The sequence below is a fragment of the Pseudomonas sp. WS 5078 genome (assembly GCF_012985745.1).
Taxonomy (GTDB): domain Bacteria; phylum Pseudomonadota; class Gammaproteobacteria; order Pseudomonadales; family Pseudomonadaceae; genus Aquipseudomonas; species Aquipseudomonas lundensis_A.
The window spans coordinates 267,015-287,096 of sequence record NZ_JAAQWX010000002.1; the positions used below are offsets into that span (position 1 = coordinate 267,015).

19 protein-coding genes and 1 tRNA gene are annotated in these 20,082 nt (G+C 56.6%); 10 read left to right on the forward strand and 10 right to left on the reverse strand.

The annotated features are described in order from the left end of the window. Positions 1-81: 81 nt before the first annotated feature. Positions 82-417, reverse strand: a complete 336-nt coding sequence (locus HBN68_RS04465) for an RcnB family protein (protein ID WP_262373422.1) — start codon at positions 415-417, stop codon at positions 82-84. A 411-nt stretch (positions 418-828) separates the two neighbouring features. Between HBN68_RS04465 and HBN68_RS04470 the strand changes: the two genes are divergently transcribed. The 5 genes from HBN68_RS04470 to HBN68_RS04490 all read left to right on the forward strand — a co-directional run bounded on the left by HBN68_RS04470 (position 829) and on the right by HBN68_RS04490 (position 5,431). Then, positions 829-1,314 carry an Hcp family type VI secretion system effector gene (locus tag HBN68_RS04470; protein ID WP_169962862.1) on the forward strand — a complete coding sequence of 162 codons (486 nt, stop codon included), beginning with the start codon at positions 829-831 and terminating at the stop codon, positions 1,312-1,314. After that, positions 1,311-2,024: a DUF4225 domain-containing protein gene (locus HBN68_RS04475; RefSeq protein ID WP_169962864.1), complete on the forward strand. Its 714-nt coding sequence runs from the start codon at positions 1,311-1,313 to the stop codon at positions 2,022-2,024. Before HBN68_RS04470 ends, HBN68_RS04475 begins: the two co-directional genes overlap by 4 nt. Then, on the forward strand, positions 2,021-2,326 hold the full coding sequence (locus HBN68_RS04480; protein ID WP_169962866.1) for a hypothetical protein: 306 nt from the start codon (positions 2,021-2,023) through the stop codon (positions 2,324-2,326). Before HBN68_RS04475 ends, HBN68_RS04480 begins: the two co-directional genes overlap by 4 nt. 531 nt (positions 2,327-2,857) lie before the next feature. Next, positions 2,858-4,024 carry a DUF1624 domain-containing protein gene (locus HBN68_RS04485; protein WP_094993558.1) on the forward strand — a complete coding sequence of 389 codons (1,167 nt, stop codon included), beginning with the start codon at positions 2,858-2,860 and terminating at the stop codon, positions 4,022-4,024. A 54-nt stretch (positions 4,025-4,078) separates the two neighbouring features. Further along, positions 4,079-5,431, forward strand: a complete 1,353-nt coding sequence (locus tag HBN68_RS04490; protein WP_169962868.1) for an OprD family porin — start codon at positions 4,079-4,081, stop codon at positions 5,429-5,431. A gap of 50 nt (positions 5,432-5,481) precedes the next feature. On the opposite strand, the gene HBN68_RS04495 is transcribed toward HBN68_RS04490, so the two are convergent. Then, positions 5,482-5,976, reverse strand: a complete 495-nt coding sequence (locus HBN68_RS04495) for a copper chaperone PCu(A)C (RefSeq protein WP_169962871.1) — start codon at positions 5,974-5,976, stop codon at positions 5,482-5,484. Positions 5,977-6,003: 27 nt separating this feature from the next. Continuing rightward, entirely contained in the window at positions 6,004-6,609 is a 606-nt protein-coding gene (locus tag HBN68_RS04500) for an SCO family protein (protein WP_094993555.1), read from the reverse strand. A gap of 368 nt (positions 6,610-6,977) precedes the next feature. Here HBN68_RS04500 and HBN68_RS04505 point away from each other — a divergent pair, with 368 nt between their 5' ends. Next, the gene (locus HBN68_RS04505; protein ID WP_094993553.1) at positions 6,978-8,504 is read left to right on the forward strand and encodes a glycosyltransferase family 39 protein; all 1,527 of its coding nucleotides are present in this window, start codon (positions 6,978-6,980) and stop codon (positions 8,502-8,504) included. A 36-nt stretch (positions 8,505-8,540) separates the two neighbouring features. On the opposite strand, the gene HBN68_RS04510 is transcribed toward HBN68_RS04505, so the two are convergent. Further along, the gene (locus HBN68_RS04510; RefSeq protein WP_169962874.1) at positions 8,541-11,018 is read right to left on the reverse strand and encodes a UvrD-helicase domain-containing protein; all 2,478 of its coding nucleotides are present in this window, start codon (positions 11,016-11,018) and stop codon (positions 8,541-8,543) included. A 269-nt stretch (positions 11,019-11,287) separates the two neighbouring features. On the opposite strand from HBN68_RS04510, the gene HBN68_RS04515 reads away from it, so the two are divergent. Continuing rightward, complete coding sequence (locus HBN68_RS04515) at positions 11,288-11,983, forward strand: pirin family protein (protein WP_094993551.1); 696 nt, start codon at positions 11,288-11,290, stop codon at positions 11,981-11,983. A 63-nt stretch (positions 11,984-12,046) separates the two neighbouring features. Here the strand turns inward: HBN68_RS04515 and HBN68_RS04520 are convergent, their stop codons facing one another. Together HBN68_RS04520 and punC are read right to left on the reverse strand one after the other, a co-directional pair. After that, the gene (locus HBN68_RS04520; protein ID WP_094993550.1) at positions 12,047-12,583 is read right to left on the reverse strand and encodes a hypothetical protein; all 537 of its coding nucleotides are present in this window, start codon (positions 12,581-12,583) and stop codon (positions 12,047-12,049) included. Positions 12,584-12,640: 57 nt separating this feature from the next. Beyond that, on the reverse strand, positions 12,641-13,825 hold the full coding sequence (punC, locus tag HBN68_RS04525; protein ID WP_094993549.1) for a purine nucleoside transporter PunC: 1,185 nt from the start codon (positions 13,823-13,825) through the stop codon (positions 12,641-12,643). A gap of 118 nt (positions 13,826-13,943) precedes the next feature. Between punC and punR the strand changes: the two genes are divergently transcribed. Next, positions 13,944-14,867 (forward strand): DNA-binding transcriptional activator PunR, encoded by a 924-nt coding sequence (gene punR / locus HBN68_RS04530; RefSeq protein ID WP_169962876.1) that lies wholly within the window; start codon positions 13,944-13,946, stop codon positions 14,865-14,867. On the opposite strand, the gene HBN68_RS04535 is transcribed toward punR, so the two are convergent. The 4 genes from HBN68_RS04535 to HBN68_RS04550 form a co-directional block, all read right to left on the reverse strand. Then, positions 14,861-15,469 (reverse strand): LysE family translocator, encoded by a 609-nt coding sequence (locus tag HBN68_RS04535; protein WP_169962878.1) that lies wholly within the window; start codon positions 15,467-15,469, stop codon positions 14,861-14,863. The genes punR and HBN68_RS04535 overlap by 7 nt on opposite strands. A 228-nt stretch (positions 15,470-15,697) precedes the next feature. Continuing rightward, positions 15,698-16,243 (reverse strand): DUF4174 domain-containing protein, encoded by a 546-nt coding sequence (locus HBN68_RS04540; RefSeq protein WP_094993546.1) that lies wholly within the window; start codon positions 16,241-16,243, stop codon positions 15,698-15,700. 197 nt (positions 16,244-16,440) lie between these two features. Next, positions 16,441-17,016, reverse strand: a complete 576-nt coding sequence (locus tag HBN68_RS04545) for a DedA family protein (protein ID WP_094993545.1) — start codon at positions 17,014-17,016, stop codon at positions 16,441-16,443. Positions 17,017-17,056: 40 nt separating this feature from the next. Next, the gene (locus HBN68_RS04550; protein ID WP_094993544.1) at positions 17,057-18,103 is read right to left on the reverse strand and encodes a DMT family transporter; all 1,047 of its coding nucleotides are present in this window, start codon (positions 18,101-18,103) and stop codon (positions 17,057-17,059) included. A gap of 290 nt (positions 18,104-18,393) precedes the next feature. Here HBN68_RS04550 and HBN68_RS04555 point away from each other — a divergent pair. Continuing rightward, positions 18,394-18,480, forward strand: a tRNA-Leu gene (locus HBN68_RS04555). A gap of 356 nt (positions 18,481-18,836) precedes the next feature. Next, entirely contained in the window at positions 18,837-20,081 is a 1,245-nt protein-coding gene (mexE, locus tag HBN68_RS04560; RefSeq protein WP_094993543.1) for a multidrug efflux RND transporter periplasmic adaptor subunit MexE, read from the forward strand. Position 20,082: the final 1 nt, after the last annotated feature.

Sequence of the window (20,082 nt, forward strand, 5' to 3'; positions counted from 1 at the left end):
TACATCCGAAAACATTAACGTGCACCGCACTGCAGGCGCCAGAGAGCGGGCCGCTGCAGACAGCGGCCCGCTTGCGGGGGATTACTGACTCACAACAGTGCCTTTAAGCGTACGAATTTGCTCGATCACCGAATTGGTGCGATTAACCAGCACGTAATGACCACTGAACTGCACCCATTGGGAATTTTCGCTGGGTTGCGGCAACCCCTTGGCTTTCCAGTTCTTGATGGCGCTTTCTTCACGGGTGTACTGATCGGGTGCCTTGTCCCCGCTGGTGTAGCAGGTGTGGTGATCCATGGACTTGGCCAGTATCGCGTTGTGCTTGCAATCACTGGCGTTGTCGTCTGCGGCCTGCGCTGCATAGGGCATTGCACATAAAAAACCGGCAATGAGTGATGCAGAAATAATGTTTCGCATGATTGACCTCTTTAAGACGCAATGGACCGATTTTGAAACCTGAGCACACGATTGAGCACCCTGGCTGTGGGAATAGACCGTGTACGCGTGTGAGAGTGCCCTTCACCTCATGCCAATGCGTTTTTGCCTGACGCCTGTGCAGCGTCAAGCATGCTTTCCAGAAACATGGTCAGTCCGACTTCTTGCACGTTCAAGCCTTTGCGCACTCTGGGTAGTGGTACAGAAAGGCTTTTTAAGCGCTGATACTTTGGTTTCGCGACCTACCCACTAACAGACCAGGCCAGGTTGTTCGCGAAGCCCCAGTAGGTTCCACCAAGTTCGAAATATTTCGTATAGCCATTCAGAAATACCCTACAACACACCTGAAATTTTTGAAATACGATGCTCGGCTTATAAAAAGGAGTGTCACATATGGCTAATCACGGTTATATGACCATCACCGGCAAGGCTCAAGTTCTGATTTCGGCGGGTTGTTCGACCCAGGATTCTGTTGGCAACAAGTGTCAGTCCGGGCATGTGGACGAAATTATGGTGCTGTCTTACTCTCATAATATGGTCAATACCGGAAATATTAATAAGCCGACACACAGTCCAATTATCATAACCAAAAATATTGATAAAGCCTCGCCACTTCTCGCTCAAGCGCTTTCAGCCAGAGAAGAAGTAAATTGTACGATTAGCTTTTATCGAGTGTCTTCTTTTGGTATGCAAGAAAGAATCTATTTAATCTCGATCAATGGCGGGATTATTGCTGACCTGACACTTGAAATGCCTCACTCTATTTTTCAGGCCGATGCCGAGCCGCAAGAACATATAGCTATCCGTTATCGAGACATAACTTGGACTCACCATACTGCGGGCACCAGCGGATATAGTACATGGGGCAATCACGAATGAAGCGAATGAGCGAGCGTTGCGCGCCTGGTAGCTGTGACTATTGGATGGTCAGTGCCGCCGCTGGAAAACTCGGAAGCCAAGCCAGCACATTAGGTGTTAGACACATTAAAGACGGTACACTGCGTTTGCAGTTCAACCGCGAAGTCGCTTATTACGCCAAAGGCATTGTTGATGACGTTTCTCAGGGGAAAAAAACGCCTGAGCAGGGATTGGAGGAGTTAAAAAACGAACACAACAGTTTGCTTATTCAGTCATGGGAGGTCGCCAAAAAAGGGGCAGGTGTCATTGCTGGTGCAATGCAGGTGATCACGGGCGGTGGTATATGCTATGTCTCAGTAGGTACGCTATGTCTCGTAGCAGGTGTGCCATTGATGGCCCATGGTGCTAATAACATTTATGAAAACGGGCGCAATCTTTTAGTGGATCGATCTGATACAGAAGGTCCCGTCAGGAAGGGTTATCAAGCAATAGCAAAGTCGGCGGGCTATGAAGACCGCGAGGGGAATTTAGCCTACAGTTCCGTTGACTTAGGCCTGTCTGTCTATGGCCTTACTCGACACTTATTAAAGCCAGGTGCCTGGCGTTTATTTAGATATGTCAGAAAGGACTATGTGCGCTCTTATAAGGACATGGGGGTTGGCGCATGGGGCCTTGAAATACAGACTGATTTCCAAACAGGAAAGCAGATCTATCAAGAGTTCAAAAAATGATTATGTGGGTTTTTCCTGCGCTGGCCGTGTGCGGCATTCTTTTTGCCTACTCCCTTAAAGTTCATCTTTCAGGGAGTGAGTTAAATAAACGTAAAATTTTTTCCTGCTTGCTCTTCAATGGCTTCTTTGTCGTGCCCTATATAGAGATTATTGAGAATAATTATTTCCCGTTTTTAGGGTATAGACCCGACATCATGTCAGAACACCCATTTATCGGTTGGTTGGCTTTTGCTTGCATTTTTATTCATTCCTTTTCACTGCCTGTTAAGCGGAACGTTAAATGGTTGTTTTCAAGGACGTGAACTCACACCGTATCAATTCCCATTAAGGAGGATTTTCATAGACGCGTCCTGGTTATCCTCACTGGATTACACAGTGGCTACAGCTCATCTCGTGCGACTATCACTGCATTGCTGAACAGACCGCGCACTAGGGTCTGTACGAAATGTTTTCGAGCGAAGGTTAGGCAAGGCGAAAACTGGCGAGGAAGCGGAGTTTACGGGGTGTAAATGAGCATTCCGAGCCTGTTTTCAACGCGGCATAACCGAGCGCAGATACATTTCGTACAGAGCCTAAGGCTTCCAGAACTTCCCAGGGCATCGTCATGCACAGTTGCCTCCTGACAAGGCGTAAATCGCCATTGGTGGGATGCGTCCTTTCACGGGTGTCAGCGCAAATCCACACGTCCTTATAAACCGCAGGCAACCCGAGGGTATTCATGCGGCACAAGACAGCGGAGGGTGTTCAACCAAGCAGTGGATGTTATAAAGTAACCATTGGTGCAGGTATTAACCTGCTGCCATCCCGACTAATCCTTGCTTGCGATCCTTTCAATGCCCCACTCGTCCCCTGTTGCGCCGCTCCAGTCACAACGCTTGCTGTCCATCGACGCCCTGCGCGGTCTGGTGATTCTGTTCATGCTGCTGGACCATGTGCGTGAAACGTTCTTCCTGCACCGCCAAGTGGCCGATCCGATGGCGATCGACAGCACCGACCCCGCACTTTTTATCAGCCGCACCCTCGCCCACCTCTGCGCACCGGTCTTTGTGTTGCTGACGGGGCTGTCGGCCTGGTTGTACGGGGAGAAATACCACGGTAAAGCCGATGTTGCGGCGTTTCTGTTCAAGCGTGGTCTGTTTCTGGTGGTACTTGAATTCACGCTGGTCAACTTCGCCTGGACCTTTCAACTCCCGCCCACTGTGATCTACATGCAAGTGATTTGGGCCATTGGCGTGAGCATGATCGCGCTCTCGGTGCTGGTCTGGCTGCCCCGCCCTGCACTGTTTGCAGCAGCGCTGGTGATTGTGGCCGGGCACAACTTGCTGGACAGCCTTCATTTCCCTCAAGGGTCATTTCTGCATGTGCCGTGGGCGATCCTGCATGACCGAGGCTGGATCGACTTCTCGGGCAGCCTGCGCCTGCGCACGTCGTACCCCGTGTTGCCGTGGATCGGTGTGATTGCGCTGGGTTACTGCATCGGCCCATGGTTTTCGCGTGGCGCCTCAGCCCACGTGCGTCAACGCAATTTGTTGCGCGCTGGCGTGGGGTGCTTACTGGGTTTCCTCGTCCTGCGCCTGTTCAATGGCTATGGCGAAGCACCCTGGGTCCATTACGAGCAGCTGTCACACAGCGTCATGAGCTTTTTCAATATCACCAAATACCCGCCTTCGTTGCTGTTCCTGACGCTGACCCTCGGTGTTGGGTTGCTGCTGTTGCTGGCCTTTGAACGCGCGCAACAAAGCCGCTGGATCAGCACGCTGGCGGTGTTTGGCGCGGCGCCGATGTTTTTTTACCTGCTGCACCTGTACGTGCTTAAAGTGCTGTACTTGCTCAGCAGTGCCGTGTTCGGGCTCAATCAGGGTGCATGGTTCGGGTTCGATCACATCAGTGCCATCTGGCTGACCGCCATCGCACTGACCGTCGCACTGTATTGGCCGGTGCGCTGGTTTGCAGGGCTCAAGGCACGTCGCCGCGACATCACCTGGCTCAAGTATTTTTGAGGGCGCGAAGAGCCTGCGCGTGAGCACCCTTTGAACGGTTTATGGATAAATGACATGCAACGTAATTCAGTGCTACGCAACCGATCAGCGTGGCTGATTGCACTGGTCAGCCCTTTGGCTATGGCCGAGTCGGCCCAATCGCAAAGCCAGGGGGTTATCGAGGACAGCACCTGGAGCGTGGTTAACCGCACGGTTTATGACAGCCGCGAATACCGGCATGGCGCGCGCAACAGCGGTTCACGTAATGCCTACAAATCCCGGTATGCGCGTAATGGCTATGCCGAGGAATGGGCCTACGGGCTGATGAGCTCCCTGCAATCGGGATTCACCCAAGGGCTGATAGGTGTCGGCGTCGATGCTCACGCGTACCTGGGGGTCAAACTCGACAGTGGCGGCGGACGTGCGGGTAAAGCCCGCTTGCTGGGGCTGGATAACGAAGGCTATCCCAAGAACGACTTTAGTCGCGGCGGGGCCGCGTTGAAGCTGCGCCTGTCCAATACCGTCGTGTCATGGGGCGAACAGCGGGTCAAAACGCCGGTGTTCAGCTCTTCAGACAGCCGCCTGCTGCCCGAAACAGCAACCGGGGTGTTTCTCAGCAGCAGTGAATGGGAGAACGTGAGGATGGTCGGCGGGCATTTCACTGAAAGTACCGACCGTAATGCCAGCAGTCATCATCAGGGGTTCGTGGTCAATTACTCCAATGCGATCAAGGGCAATGCATTCGACCTCGCCGGGGTGGTCTATACCCCTAGCAAACAAGTGAGCACCAGCGTGTATACCTCGCGCTATGAGGACACCTGGAACCAGCAGTACCTGGGGGTTATCGTCAGCCAGCCCCTCGATGAACAGCGCGCACTGGCGTTCAATTTCAATCTGTACCGCACGACCGACACAGGCAAAGCCCTGTCCGGCGCCCTGGACAACACCACCTGGAGCCTGCTGTCCAGCTACTCAAACGGGGCGCACCGCTTCAGCCTCGGGTATCAAAAGGTGCATGGCGCTACACCGTTTGACTATGTGACCCGCGGCGCGATCTTTATCACCAATGCTGTGCAATTATCTGACTTCAATGCGCCGAATGAGCAGTCCTGGCAACTGCGCTACGACCTGGACATGTCGCCGTGGCACCTGCCGGGCCTGATGCTCAGCGCTGCGTATGTTCGGGGCAGCGACATTGACGGCAGCCACGTCGACCCGCGTGGCGGTTACGCCTATCTGGGCTATGGCAAAGACGGGAAACACTGGGAGCGGGATCTTGAGGCGCGCTATGTGGTGCAGAGCGGCGTCGCCAAAGGCGCAGTGGTGTCACTGCGCCATAACGTACACCGCGGTAACACCGCACAGGCAGAACTGGATACGGATCAGATCCGCCTGGCCCTCGAGTATCCCCTCAGCGGGCGTTTCTGAAGCTTCACGGGCAACAACCGCACGCTGTCATCGCCCGACCGAGCCGTCTATCAGTGCATGTTGCCGTGGTCATGCATGGCGTCGTGACCGTGCATGCCCTTGTGGTTCATCGGCATGTTATTCAATGCCCGGGCTTTGGCCTGCACCCCAATGGACGCTTTGGTGCCCTGTGTATCTTCAACCGTCAGCGTGAGCGGAACGGTATCGCCTTCTTTGATTTGACCTTTCAGGTCAATGAGCATGACGTGATAGCCCTCGGGCTCGAGCGCCACGGTCTCGCCAGCTGGCAAGATAACGGCCTCCACCGGGCCCATGCTCATCATGTCGCCATTCATGCTCATCTGGTGGATCTGCACGGTCTTGGCGACGGGGGACGTGACGGCCAGCAGCTTGCTGTCTGTAGTCGAGGTGATGCGCATAAACGCACCGCTTGACGGCTGCCCCGGCACGGTGGCGCGCACCCACGCATCATCCACAGTGGTTTGGGCCGAGACATGCAGGCTCATGCCCAGCAACGACAACATCAGGTACTTGACGGGTTTCATAGTGTTGGCTCTCAAAGATGCGTTGAATCAGCAGACGGACATCACGGTAAGCAAATCTTCGGTGCACTGCTTGGCCGACAACGAAGGTGAAAGCCCCAGGCGCAGCACGCCCCGTGAGTCAAAGACAAAACTGGTGGCGGTGTGCGACAGCGTGTAAGTAGCGCCGCTTGGCACCTTCTCGTAGAAGACTTTGAACTCCTTGGCCGTTGCGGCTGTTTCTTCCAGCGTGCCGGACAACGCCATGAAGGTCGGGTCAAAGGCCTTGACGTAGGCATCCAGCACCGCCGGGGTATCACGCTCGGGGTCCAGGGTGATGAACACCACCTGCAGCCGGTCGCCGTCCGGGCCCATCATCTTCTTGATTTGCGCCGCCCGCGCCAGTGCGGTAGGGCACACGGCCGGGCACTGGGTGAAACCGAAGAAAATCATCGGCATCATGCCGCGAAAGCTGCCCAGCATCACGTCGTTGCCTTGAGCATCGTGGAGCTTGAACTTGCGCCCCAGAATCTCGTTGCTTAAATCCTTACCGTACTTGTACGACAAGCCACTGCCGGGGTCGCATCCGGCAAGTACGCCCAGACTGAGCAAGCCCAGGCCCTGAACAACACGGCGGCGAGTCAGTAAATCATTCATGTGAAGGTTCCTTTGGCTCACGACAGATCACCGATTCAAACCACGAACCGGTGAAATTCGGCGTTTTGGCGTTACAACAGAGGATCGATATCAGGGTGACGAGTTTCATGGGCGCAGAATTTACCACTCTCAGCCCTCGGGAGCACGTGGCGTTAGACAAGAGGTGGCAATGCAATGGCATTGATGCCTGCCGGACGCACATTTTTTTCACGTCAATTTCATACCCGGCACGCCATTGTGCGCGCAGCCCGGGAGGACGTTTATGCAACCGATTCAGCGACGCGTCAGGTTCTGCCGTTTAGCATCGATCGCGGCCAAACGACGCACCTGTCAGCGGCGATTTTCATCAGGATTGAGTCCGGACTGCGATGAACCACAGCAAACACACGTTTCAGGCCTTAACACCCCTGTTGCTACTGCTGGTGACGACCGCATTACTGCTGTTGCTGGGGCTAGGTGCGCGCGAACTCTGGGGCCCTGAAACCCGCTGGGCCACTATCGCTTTGCAAATGCTACAAAGCGGCGACTACCTTGATCCCTACCTCAAGGGCACGCCTTACTACGATAAGCCATTGCCCTCTTACTGGCTGATCACGGCCACTGCGGGCGTACTGGGGCGCCTGGATCACTGGGCGTTGCGTCTGCCTGCAGTGATTGCCGCCTGGTCAAGCGTGTGGTTGCTGTATTTGATCGGTGAACGCCTGTTCCGCAAAGGCACAGGGCTGATTGCCGGCTGGATGCTGGCCACAACCTTTTATTTTCTGTTTTGGGCACGTGTGGCCACAGCCGACATCCTCACCGTCTGTGGGGTGCTGGCTGCTGTGTGGTGGTATTGGCGCGCACCCGATGACACGCGCTTGAGCCGTTACTGCGTATTTTTTTTGTTGCTGGCCCTGACGTCGCTGTTCAAGGGGCTGATTGGCTTCATCTTGCCGGGGCTGCTGTTATTGCCGCATCTACTGGGCGAGCAACGCTGGAAGCGCCATTTCAATCTGCGCTTGTGTGCCGCCCTGTTGCCGGCCGCGGCCATGTACATGCTGCCGTTCATGCTTTCTCACCTGTATGGCGCGCCGACCTACGGCGAAAGCGGCCTGGGGCTCGTTCTGCGGGAAAATGTGGTGCGTTTTTTCCAGCCTTTCGACAACGTTGGACCGATTTATACCTACCTGATTTATTTGCCGGTCTACACCTTGCCCTGGGCACCCTTCTGGATGATCGGCGCGTGGGTGGCCGTGCGCCACTGGCGGCAGATTGAACCCGAAGCCCGCTGGCTGGTGGCAGGGCTGGGCTTGCTGTTTCTGTTCTTCACGGCCAGCGGCAGCCGCCGCAGTTATTACGTGTTACCGCTGGTGCCCTTCGCACAGCTGCTGGCCGCCTGGTGGGTGACCCGCAGGCTGGCGCATGGCAAGGGCCAATGGCGGCGCTGGGGCATGGCGTTTGCAGGCACGTCTATCCTCATGCTGGCCGTGCTGGGCGTGGTTTACCCGTGGACTAACAGCGGGGGTGGGATCATGCAGTTTGGCGCTGATGTCAAAACAGCGGCAAGTTACCAAGCCCCCTGGGAGAAATGGCGCATGGTGATGGTCGACGTCGACAACAAACTGCCCTTGTATGTGCAGAACGATGGTGCGCCGTTCTATTTCATTGGGGGCGCGGCGGATTACCCCCACGACGGCAGCAGCGCTGATTTCATGGCCTGGCTCGACCACTCCAGCGGCCAGCACTTTGACCCCAGACGCACCCTGATTTTCGTTCAGCACGGTCATGGCAAACCCCTGCCGCTGAGCTTCTTACAGGCCGACCATCAAACCGTTACGAGCCAGCCCAACATGGGGCAGCGACTGCTTCATCAGCACGGCGATGAAAGCGTGGCGTACGTGCCTGTGTCGCCTTGAGGCAGCATGGCACGTTGCCCGGCAGCGGGTTAAGACTCAACGCGAAGCGTCAACGCCAAGCCCTCGCAGATCTTCAAAGAATGCCTTGCCCTTGGGCACTCGATCAGAGGCTTTGGGGATCGCCGGCCCTTGCGCCTCCTTACTCTCCACGTACCAGTAACAATGCGTGATCGCCCGTGTAATACCGACGTAAGCCAAGCGCAGCACTTCATCTTTTTGCGCGGTGTCGTAGGCCTCAGGGTCGCCTTCATTTCCCAGGCCCGCCATGCGGTAGACCTGATTTTTGTAGGGCGATGAGGTCAGGTGCTGACAGTCTCCAAGCAGAAACACAGCATCGGCTTGCAAGCCTTTTGCGCTATGGAACGTCAATTGTCTCAGCCTGCGCGCTTCAGGTGGCAATCTAGAATCCACATTAACAATCGACTGAATATCCTTTTCAATCAGTGCCTTATCGCTGCTTTTTCGAAACAGCATTAATACCCGATCACCTGCGTTGTAATGCTCGGTCAATTTCGCCACCAAAGCGGCATCGTCCCTGTCCAGTACTTGGACGGGGACCAGCGGTTTAGCTTCGCCACAGGCCTTGGCCCGTTTACCCGGTATGGAAGGCGCGGCACGGACGATATGTTCTGCGGCATCAATGATGTGCTGCTGGCTACGGAAGTTGTCACTGAGCATGACCCGCGTCGTGGACGGCGAGACAAACGTTTTGTCGAAGGCCATGAAGTATGTGGGCGAACTGCCCCGCCAGCCGTAGATCGATTGCCAGTCATCGCCCACACACAACAAGGAAGAGCGTTGCGCAGCCCGCCCCACGTGCATGGCGGGGCCACGGCTGCGAATTTCGCGCAGGCTGGCGCGCAACCACGAAACGATTTGCGGCGAGACATCCTGAAACTCATCGATCATCACGTGCGACAACGGACGCAACTGCTCGTGGCTGAGCAGTTTGAAATTCTGCGCGGTGTGCTCCCCGAACAATGAAAACATGCGGTTGTAGGTCATGACCGGAGGCGTTTGTGCCAGCAGATGGCTTTCGAGCGCGCGCCAGAACAGGCTCAGCGCCTCGAAGAAAAAGCGGTCAGGGTCGTCTTTGGCAAACCGCATGTCGCCCACGGCAGATGCGACGTCCAGCCCCAGGTTCTCGATAAAGCTGGCGGCGGTCACAAAACAGTCAAGGAGCGGCGCCGGACTCAGTTCACCCTTGAGCTTGTATTCAACGCCTGGCCCGGCGCTGGTGTCCCCGGACAACGTGGACAATACGCGTCTGGATTGATCGTAAGATTCGAGCCATATCAATGGCTTATCGCAGAAAGCTCGAAACAGCGTTCGCTTGACTGCCCACTCTGCACGCACGCTCAATTTGGCATTGGGCCTGCAAATCTGAGGATTTTCACGGGGATCGAAACCCAGCACCACCCACGCATCCAGTTGCGCAATGTAACCGTGGCAATGGAACGTCGAACCGTTGATGGTTACTGTTTCACGGCTCGGCTCGATGCCTTGAATCGGCCAGGCACCGGCGGCAAACCACAAGTCTTCGAGGGTGTCGCACAGTTCCTCATCACGCTTGGCCGCCAATTCTGTCACCGCCATGCGTTTTTGCACGTCCGGATGATCCCGCTCCAGTTCTTTGAGCTGCAACGCATGCCGGCACAACGCGCCCATCGTCTCGCGAAAACGCTCATTTTGGCTGTACAGGCCGTGATAGCAGGCATTCAGCTGTTGGCGTTGAGCATCATTGATACGCAAATCAAACGGGTTGCTGTCGGCGTCATCATCGCTAGTGCCTCGGTTGCTGAGGGTTTCGAAGGCCTGCAGCTGCGCGTAACCCGGCAGGCTGCGCACCATCGGCAAGATCCGCGAGTGGAAGGTGCGCACCACCTCCCGGGCTTCCTTAAGGCTAAGCGTGCGCCCCCATAAGGCGAAGATTTCCTGCAGTTTGGCGATGAAATCCTTGCGCGATTCGCGGGTGAAAGTCACCACCGTCATGGAGCTCAATTCAAAACCGAGGTAGTGACTGAGCAGCAAAATGCGCAGTACCAGCGACGTCGATTTGCCCGCCCCGGCGCCTGCCACCACGGATGTGGAAGGTGTGTCGCTGAAGATCATCTTCCACTGCGCCGCGCTGGGCTGTGCAGAGGCCGATAGCCGCGCCGAGACATCGGCTTTGATCTGCTTTTTCAGTTCCGCGCCCAACGGCAGCCGCCAGTCATCGAACATGTTGTCATCGATGCCCGGGGCACGCAGCACGTGCGAGCGGGTGTCATTGATAAACAGCACCTGACGGCCTTCTTCCAACCCGTCTGAATGCCCCTCTTCATAGCCGTAATCCACACCGGCACTGTGCCCGCTGCGAAAACCGTCCGCCTGCCCCTGCAGCCAGGACGCAGCATGTTGGGCGCGCAAGCGACTTAAACCGCTGCCAAACAGGCGTGCTGCCAGACGCTTGAGCAGCGGCAGTTGAGTGACCGGGGAAAGGGGTTCGGGCAAATCTGATGTGTGTTGCGGCACGCTGACTCCAGGGTGTGAGGCTGTCCGGGCGGATGGGCTATGGTCGCTCCATTGCGCCGGGAGTTCTAGTAATTGCTTGATCATCAGCTGTTTAGCAGCCGTTTCGACCATCAAGGTTGAAGATTACGCGTCGATAAGTATCGATTTAATTGATTGGTTTTACGTATTTTTTAAACTTTTTATCGATGATTCAGAGGCGCACACTTTCTCCATTCTCATTCGGGACACCGTTCATTCCCCCCCCGACTGACCAGAACAGGAGAGGCATCATGCTTGAACTCAGACCCTTCAACACCTTGGGCGGCGCTCACCACGGCTGGTTGGATGCGCACCACCACTTTTCGTTCGCCGAGTACTACGACCCGCAGCGTATGGGATGGGGCAATCTACGGGTATGGAATGACGACATCATTGCGCCCGGTACCGGTTTCCCGAAGCACCCCCATCGCGACATGGAGATCATCACGTATGTGCGTGAAGGGGCCATCAGCCACGAAGACAACCTGGGTAATAAAGGCCGTACTGAAGCGGGCGATGTACAGGTCATGAGCGCCGGCACCGGTATAGCCCACAGCGAATACAACCTGGAGTCGACAGCAACAAAGATTTTCCAGATCTGGATTATGCCGAATCAGGCCGGGGACCCGCCTTCATGGGGTGCCAAGCCGTTCCCTAAAGGCCAGCGTGAAGGCTTTGTGACATTGGCCAGCGGTAAGGACGGGGATCAGGAAAGTTTGCGCATTCGCGCCGACGCCCGATTGGTGGCGGCCAACCTGAAAGCAGGTGAAACCGCGGAGTATCAGCTCGATCAGGGGCGACGCGCCTATCTGGTTCCTGCCACCGGCCTGATTGAGGTCAACGGGTTGCAGGCCAGCGCACGGGATGGTGTTGCGATCGTCGATGAGCGCGTGCTGCGGGTAACGGCACTCGAAGACAGTGAGATTGTGCTGGTCGATGTGGCCTGAACAGGGTTACTCACAGGCCGTATTCCCACCCGGAACTACGGCCTCTTCTGCGCGCGCGGTGTATCAGGTCAAAGGGTTATCAATCTGGATATACAGCGAGAAGGCCCCTAGCACCATCCAGAAGATGGCAAACAGCCACGGGGAACGCACTGAAAACATCAATGATTTCTTGTACCCCTTGTGGGTGGATTCCATTTCGCAGAACAGCGGCGACTCGTCGTACGCCATCCCCATTTGCGGTTCACTGCTCAGCAGCTCACTTTGCTTGAAATGCCAATGGTCAATGATGTCGTACGCTGCGCGAATGCCCGGCCAGGCATTCAATGAAATCATCAGCCCCAGCACAGCCAGTAGCGGCGGCACGGTCAGGGTGAAAAACTTGCCCCACTCCGGGTTCAGGTTGGCCATGCACGATGCAAATGCAATCACCAGAAATGACTGGGCGGCCAGATAGGCGTCCGTTCGATGGGACAGGATGCTGGTTTCGTACTGTATTTCACGCCGGTAAAAATCCAGCCGGTCCTTGGGTGATCCGAACATTTTCGCATCATGTTCGGAATGCACCTGTTCAGGGGTTTCAGGGGTAATGATCTGGGTCATCCAACACGCTCACAGTGCAACTCGATGAGGTTTGGATGCCCCCGTTCGCGACAAAGTTCAGCGCGTTGCAAGACGTTCGGCAGTGGCCCTGCGGCGTTGGATCAGGTAACCGAGCACCGCCACAGGCGCCGAAGCCAGCATCACCTCCACCGTAATGTCCAGGGGGTGACTGATGTACGCCGATACCACCAGGCTACCGAGAAAGCACAACCCCAACTGCAGGGTGTTTTGTAGCGCTGCGGCCTTGCCGGAGTTTTCCGAAAATGGAAGCAGTGCATTGGCCACCACAATCGGGTAACTCGCGCCGTTCACCAGTGCCATCAGGCAAAACGGAATCAGCAATGTGGCCAATGTGGGTTGAGTCTGTGTCGCCACCACGTACAGCCCTACCATGCTTGCGCAGTAAGCCAACAGCAGCCATGGCAGCAAAGTGCGGCCTTTGATGTGTTGCAACGCGCTGCGGCAACTGTAGCCGCCGATCAAAAAGGCCAGCGTCGGGAAGGCGTAACTCAGGCCAATGTCATTCGGGCTGTAGCCCATGTCGCCCAAAATGAAAGGCGATGCCGTCAGCCAGGCAAAGAAACTCGCGGAACAGGCTGCAAATATCATCACGTTGCCGCTAAACGTTGATGAGCTGAGCAGTTGCCAGTAACTCACGCGCACGATGTTGTGTTGCTCAAGGCGCGGGCGCACTTTCTCTTTGAGCAATAACGTGGGCAGCAACAGCATCACGGCGATGCCAAACAGAACAGTGAAGATCGCCTGCCAGCCCAAGTGATTAAGTACCAGCGCGCCCAATAAGGGCGCCAGCGCCGGAGACAGGCCCATCAACGGCATGATGCCTGCGAATACGCGGTTGGCTTTGTCGGCCGGGTAGCGGTCGATCACCAGTGCTTGCCAGGTAACCGCCGCGGCGCAGATGCCGATGGCCTGAATAAAGCGCAGGCTTAGCAGCCACACAGCATCGTTGACCCAAAGCATGCCCAGACAGCCCAGGGCAAACATCGTCAGCCCGGCCAGTAACACGGGTTTTCGTCCCAGCCGGTCCGACAAAGGCCCCCACAACAATTGGCCCACGGCAAAGCCGGCGAGAAAAATACTTAAACTGGCGCCGACAGCGCCTGCGGACAATTGCAGTTCAGCGCGCAATGTGCCGAATGCCGGCAGGTACATGTCCATGGCCAGATAACCCAGCATGCTGAGCCCGGCCAGATAAAGCGTGAATCCCAACGAGTTTTTCATGTGCACCTAATACTTCCCATCAAACAATTTGTTGACTGGCGCGCATTATCCGGCTGAGGATCTGCTTGTGAAGCGATAATATTTTCTATTTAGCATCAATTAATTTGAAGGCAGCGCTGTGTGGTCTGAATACTCTCTGGATGTCATCGATGCCGTGGCCCGACATGGCAGCTTCAGCGGCGCAGCTCAGGAACTGCATCGCGTGCCCTCTGCCGTGAGCTATACCGTGCGCCAATTGGAAGTGTGGCTGGCGGTGCCATTGTTTGTGCGTCGCCATCGCGATGTAGAACTGACCGCCGCCGGGCAGCTGTTCGTGAAGGAAGCCCGCGATGTGATGAAAAAAATGCTGGGCACCCGGCGCTTGTGCCAGCAGGTGGCCAATGGCTGGAGCGGTCAGTTACGCGTCGCTGTGGACTCCATCACCAAACAGCCGTGCTGCCAACAGATGGTTCTCGACTTTTACCGCCACTTCCCCGATGTGGAATTAATCGTCCACTACGAGGTGTACAACGGTGTGTGGGATGCATTGGTGGACGGTCGAACCGACCTGGTGATTGGCGCTACCCGCGCCATACCGGTCGCGGGTAGCTTTGCCTTCCGCGACATGGGGCTGTTGCACTGGATCTGCGTGGCAAGCCCGGATCACCCGCTGACGGCGTTCGAAGGGTTGTTGAGTGACGAGCAGCTACGGCCCTATCCATCCTTGTGCATGGACGACACATCGCGCAGCTTGCCCAAACGTGACACCTGGACGCTCGACAACCAGCGGCGGATGATGGTCCCGGACTGGCCATCGGCCTTGGCCTGCTTGAGTGAGGGCCTGTGTGTCGGTATGGTGCCTGCCCATCTCGCTCGCCCGCTCATTGAGCAAGGGCGGCTGGTGGCCTTGCACTTGCAACGGCCCTTCCCTGCCAGCCCGTCCTGTATTGCCTGGGTCCAGAACAATCACTCGCCCGCCATGAGCTGGCTACTGGACTACCTGGGGGATACCGACACGCTGAGTCAGGAATGGCTCAACGACGCTGAAGAACAGGATCAGTGATCAAACACAATCGGATACAACGACAGCACCAGCAACAGCGCCATGCTGAGGTTAAACACCATGAGCCATCTGGGTTGGCTCAGTACCGAACGTAATGCGCTACCAAAGCCGGCCCACACGCAGACGCTGGGTAAATTGATGATGGCAAACACCAGTGCAATCACAAAGACGTTGGTGATGTAGCCCTGCGAGGGGGTGTACGTAGTGATCGCGCCCACCGCCATGACCCACGCTTTTGGATTGACCCACTGAAAAGCGGCTGCGCCCCAAAACCCCAGTGGTTTGCCGTGCGCGGTGTGTGTGCCGGATATCGGCCCGGAACTCGCGACTTTCCAGGCCAGATACAGCAAGTAGGCCGCGCCGAGGTAACGCAATACGGTGTACGCCATGGGCACAGCCTTAAAGACGCCTCCCAACCCAAGCCCCACTGCCACGACTAAAAACATGAAACCGAAGCTGATACCCAGCGCATGAGGAAGGGTGCGACGAAAGCCGAAGTTGACCCCGGAGGCCAACAGCATGGTGTTATTGGGGCCAGGCGTGATGGACGAAACAAAAGCAAACAACGTGAAAGCAGAGATCAACTCGAGGGAAAGCGGCATGAAGACGTCCGGCTGGCAAGGGAGAGATGAATGACACCCTAGCGGATCGCCTGCTGCGCCTTGCGCTACAGCTGAGCTGTATTTTTACCGAACACTTTGCGGGTCTTTACTGTTTTGAATACATGCATTTCACATGGTATTCACATTCCGGGGTCTAGATTGAACTCACTCCTTTAGTGAATCCCTCTTGGCCCGCTTCCCCCAGCGGGCCTTTTTTTGGCCGTGACTTCAGTCTTCCAGCGGTTTGGCAGGTTTAGCGGGTTTAACGTGCTTGCCGGACTTGTCAGGCTTGCCCTGAGTGCCAGGTGTGACCGACGTTTCAGGCCCCGTTTGGGCTTGCAACGTTTTTTCGGCAGGCGGCAAGGCATCGACGGTTTTAAACAGCGTTTCGAGGTCCGCGTCACCTTCAGACTTGAACTTGACCTCGCCGTCCTTACCGATCAGAAACACTTTGGCCTTATCAATGATCATGCCCGGTTTGAGTCCCCGGATCAGCGACATGGTTGACTGCGGCTCAAGGTCTTTGCCGTCACGCTTCCCGGTGATGCCAACAATGGTGTACAGCACCAGGTTGCGCTCATCGAAAGCCTTTTTTTGAGCCGGGTCTTCGAGGGATTTTTTCAGAGTCGATAAGGTGGGGTCAGCCTCTGTGCGCGCCACAATCACCAGTGGTCTTGCCTTTGCGCGGTCCTGTTCGAGGGGGTTGGGGACTTCAACGGCGTGCGCCATTCCCGTGACCAGCACACTGGCGAGGATCATTGAGCGTATCAACATGCGGACCTCCTTTCTTGTCATCGGACCGGCGCGCAAAGGTCGTGAACACGGCATGAAAACCTCGGCTCAGAGCCGCTAAACAAGAGTCTAGGCCAAGCGGTTCATCACGCAACCGGGTTGCCGGACTTTGCCTTTCAAGCGTGATTTTTGCAACCACACACCCTTCATGGGCGCTACAGGCTACGCACCCAGCCTGGCTAAATGGTTTTGCGCGTTGAGCTGAAATGGCGGATCAGTCCCACGACCAGCACCAGGACGACCACCCCCAGCGCAATCGGCAAGCGATAAGGTTTTAAATCCCCTAACAGATGCTGCAGGAACTCTCCCGACCAATACCCGGCACTGGCAAACAGCGTGGCCCAGACCACGGCGCCTAACAGGTTGATGCACGCAAACTTGACGGGGGACACCTTACTCGCGCCAATCACCATCGGCCCCACCAGGCGCATGCCGTAAAGAAAGCGCACTGCAAAAATCGACACGGTCGGGTGGCGATTGATCAACGCCGTGACCTTGTCGATAGCGGCCTGTTGTTTATGCAAGCGCGGTAACAGGCGCTCACCAAAATAGCGTCCCGCCCAGAACAACAACTGATCACCCAGCATGCCCGCCAGGCTGGCATAGCCGATGACCGGAAGCAGTTTGAGGACATGCTGGTGAGCTGCCATGCCGCCCAGAATCAGGATGGTTTCGCCTTCCAGCAGGCAGCCGATAAAGATGGCCCAGTAACCGTAGGTGGCCAGTAGGTAATTGACATCGACGTGTTCAAACATGCGCGCTCGTGTGCTCCGTTATAGGCCGGGGACTTCAGGGTCAGTGCCGGTGCCTGTGATGAATATCCGGGAAGTGAGGATGAAAGTGGCGTACAGGCACATGGACATGTGCATGGGTATGGGGTTCCTGAGCCGGGTCATCTGCTTCGTGAGTGTGTTGATGGTGCTCATCATGGTGATGTCGATGGGTATGCTCCAGGCGCGCATGCTGGTGCTCATGTGCATGCACCTCAGTCAAGTGCAACCACACACCCAGCCCCATGAAGGCCGCCGCGACCCAAAACAGCCACGAGACCGATTCACCCAGTATCACGATTGAAATCACAGCCCCCAAAAAAGGTGCCGTGGAAAAATACGCCCCCGTTCGCGCCGCCCCCAGACCGCGCAAGGCCAGTACGAACAGCACCAGACTCACGCCATAACCCAAAAAACCAATCAATAACGTCGGAGACAGCACCTGCGCCGAGGGCCATTGGGCACCCAGCGATGTAGCAATTGCGCAGTTCACCAACCCGGCACACAACCCCTTTGCCCCGGCAATGTAGAGCGCATCAGACGCCGACACTTTACGCGTAAGGTTGTTGTCCACGGCCCAGCACAAACAGGCAAACGCCACTGCAAGCGGCCCCAGCCACGAACCCGTGTCGTTTGCACCCTGCCCTGACGGCAAGGACAGCACCACCCCCCCCGCAATGATGGCCAGCATTCCCGCTACAATCCGGCGATCAGCGTTTTCCTTAAACACCACCCACGCCAGCAGCGCGGTCAGTACGGGCTCCAGGTTCAGCATGAGCGAGGCCGTGGCTCCGGAGGTCAGCGTCAACCCGAACATGAGCGCCACAGGGCCCAATACGCCCCCAAAGGCAATTGCACCCGCCAACCATGGCCATTCACCTGCGCTCAGACCGGAACGCTTCCACCCGCGATCCCGCATGCAACGCACCAACAACAGGCCCGCCCCGCTCCCCAAATACAGCAACCCTGCCAGCAGCACGGGCGACACGTCGGCCCCCAGCAGCTTGGCCAGCGGCGTACTGGCGCCGAACAGGGCTGCCGCAATGAGCGCGTAGAGGACACTTGAATTCATTTCACCCACTTCTGTCTCGGACCTACACACACCCTAGCCTAGCCCTCCCAAAAAACTTACATATAAGCCTGATACTTTCTTCCAACGATTTGGATAACCCCCTTCGAGTAAACTCCCCGAGGCCATAGGCTTCTGATTTTTCGAGGGTTTTATTAAGCCCCTCGATAAAAAATGTGCCCTCTCAAACTTGCGTCATCGCATAAGCCTCTATATATTCGTCCACCTGTCACACAGGCTACGGGGCTGAGATTCAGTAAAACCAGCCGGTTTGATCGCTACATAGCGCTACCGCCCGAATGGCGAAATTGGTAGACGCATGGGACTTAAAATCCCCCGTTCGAAAGGACGTGCCGGTTCGATTCCGGCTTCGGGCACCAAACAAATCAAGGGCTTGCATGAGATTCTTCATGCAGGCCCTTTGTTTTTTTGTTCCGCAAAAAAATCAAGCCGCTGCGCAATTCCGGTGCTACCGCCATCCTGCCGAACACCTACAAACCCATTAGTCCGCTTCATCTGGAACACGGTCTGGCCTTGTGCGCACCTGATTATCGGGCGCCATCCGACCCGCAAGTCTTTGTGATTGATAGTCCCCTAACGAAAAGCACAGGCTAGAGGGCTTCGCTCGGGTTTATATCATTCCGGATGATAATGACCTTCGCTGGGTTCGATTCGTGCGCCAGCACCCGCGCCAGCATTATCCGCCCCATCTCAACAGATTGGCGGACTCCCCCTCATGGAACAGTCACTTAAACATTTGCGCTTCCCACTGGCCGCTTTGGCCATCGTGGTGATGAGTGCATGCGGCAAAACTCCACAAGCGACTGCTCCGGCGCCTGCTGCAAAAGTCAGTGTGGCCAAAGTGCTTGAGCAGCCTGTGAATGAATGGGACGAGTTCACCGGTCGGCTGGAAGCGCCGGAAACGGTGGAAATTCGCCCTCGCGTGTCCGGGCAGATTGATCAGGTCGCTTTCACCGAAGGTGCGTTGGTGAAGAAAGGCGACCTGTTGTTCCAGATCGACCCGCGCCCGTTTCAGGCGCAAGTACGCCGCCTTGAGGCACAGGTCCAACAAGCCCGCGCCAATGCCACCCGCAGCGAAAACGAAGCCCAGCGCGGCGAGCGCCTGCGCCAGAGCAATGCCATTTCGGCCGAGCTGGCCGACTCGCGCAGCACCGCTTCGCAGCAAGCACGCGCCGCCGTCGCGGCCGTTCAGGCCGAGCTGGATCTGGCCAAGCTGAACCTGAGTTTTACCCGCGTCACCTCCCCGATAAGCGGGCGTGTGAGCCGCGCGGAAATTACAGCGGGCAACATCGTGACGGCGGATGTCACACCGCTGACCAGCGTGGTTTCAACCGACAAGGTGTATGCCTACTTTGATGCCGATGAACGTGTGTTTCTCAAGTACACCCAACTGGCCCGTGAAGGCCAACGTGGCCAGACCACACCGGTGTACCTGGGCCTGTCCAATGAAGACGGCAACCCGCACCTGGGGCAAATGAACTTCGTCGATAACCAGGTCAACCCCAAAACCGGCACCATCCGTGGCCGCGCGGTGTTCGATAACGCCGACGGCAGCTTCACCCCGGGCCTGTATGCACGCCTCAAACTGGTAGGCAGCGGGACGTATTCGGCTGTGCTGATCAACGACGAAGCCGTCGGCACCGACCTGGGCAAAAAGTTCGTGCTGGTCCTCGATGGCGACAACAAGTCGATCTACCGCGCCGTTGAGCTGGGGCCGAAGATCGAAGGGTTGCGCATTGTGCGTAATGGTTTGCACAAGGACGACACCATCATCGTCAAAGGCTTGCAGCGGGTGCGTCCTGGCTCGCCGGTCACCCCTGAAGTGATCCCGATGGCGACCGAACAAACCCTCGCTGCACTGGCGCTCCAACGACAAGCCCTGGAAGCCAGCAACCTGCCACAGGTCAAGCCCGCCAACAGCGCGCCGAAGCTGGCTGGCGTCGCGACTCCTCGTGGTTAAG